At 64.9% G+C, this 1243-nt stretch carries 2 protein-coding genes; one reads left to right on the plus strand and one right to left on the minus strand.

The genetic code is table 11. The annotated features are described in order from the left end of the window. The coding region (locus tag A2I95_RS39545) for a DUF6151 family protein (RefSeq protein WP_291737819.1) at nt 1–524 on the plus strand (524 nt) is incomplete at its 5' end. On the opposite strand, the gene A2I95_RS39550 is transcribed toward A2I95_RS39545, so the two are convergent. Continuing rightward, a partial coding sequence (locus A2I95_RS39550) for an alpha/beta fold hydrolase (RefSeq protein ID WP_291737820.1) occupies nt 521–1243 on the minus strand: 723 nt, incomplete at its 5' end. The two genes, A2I95_RS39545 and A2I95_RS39550, sit on opposite strands and share 4 nt — an antisense overlap.

The following is a 1243-nucleotide window of genomic DNA, read 5'->3' on the forward strand; positions in this document are numbered from 1 at the left end:
AAGTTTCCGCGCAAGGCATCAAGGGCGGCACCCGTGTTGTCTGCTATTGCGCCGACTGCCGCGCCAATGAACTGTACCACGGCCAGCCCGACCCAGCGCCGGATCCGGTGGACCTGTTCCAGCTGGCGCCGGACAGCATCTCCATCAGCCAAGGCGCCGCGCATCTGAAAGCCTTGCGCTTTGGCCCGCGCGGGCCGTTGCGCTGGTACGCGTCCTGCTGCGGCACGCCACTTGCAAACACGCTGGCCAAGCCCACGCTGCCCTTTGCCGGGATACGCTCAGACGTGTTCAAAGATAAATCCGCGCTTGGCAAAATCCGCGCCAAGGCTTTCCTCCCGGTTACAGGCAAACAGTCCCGGACCAAGGGTGGCGGGGTGATGGCCTGGGGCATCCTCAGCCGGATGATCACGTCGCGCCTGTCCGGCCGCTGGAGGGAAACGCCGTTCTTCGCCACGCAAACCGGCAAACCGGTGGCCGAGCCCGAATTGCTCAGCAAAGACCAGCGCGCAAAACTCTCCCCTTAGGACACAGGCACGGCCAGCCAGTGCAGCAACGCCCGGTTGACAGCGTCGGGCTGTTCCAGCACCGGCAAATGCCCGGCCTCAGGCACGATCTTCAGCCGCGCCTCCGGGATCAGCTGCGCCAGCAGATCCAGTTTTGCTGGCGGCACAATCGTGTCGTGTTCTCCACCCAGAACCAGCGTAGGCACATGCGCCCGCCGCATCGTGGATTGCTGGTCCGGCCGCCGCTGAAGGGCACGCGCCTGCGCCACATACATCTCCGGCCCCAGTTCCAATCCCATCCGGCAGAACATGTTGTGAACTTCCAGCCGCAAAGGTCCGGGTGCGAATGCCTCCATTGGCATCGTCTCGCGCAGCACGTCTTCCAGCCGTCCGGCGCGGGCTGCAACAATCTGCGGCTCCCGATCGGCAGCCTGATCCGGCGTCTCGGCCAACGGGCTGGCTCCCATAATGCACAGCCGGCTGATCCGGTCCGGTGCGCGGCGCAGCAGTTCCATCGCCAGGATCCCGCCCATCGACACACCTGCAAGGGAAAACCGCGGCGGCAGGTGGGCCAGCATCCGCGCGGCGATCTTTTCCACCGTGTCGCCGCCCGCCAGCGGCAGCACCATCACCGGCATACTGCCGGAAAAACTCCTGACCTGAGCGTCAAAAATCCGGCCGTCGCACATCATCCCCGGCAGCAGAACCAAAGGTTCGCGGCACGGTTGCTGGTCATAAGG

It is taken from the genome of Leisingera sp. F5 (assembly GCF_001593695.1).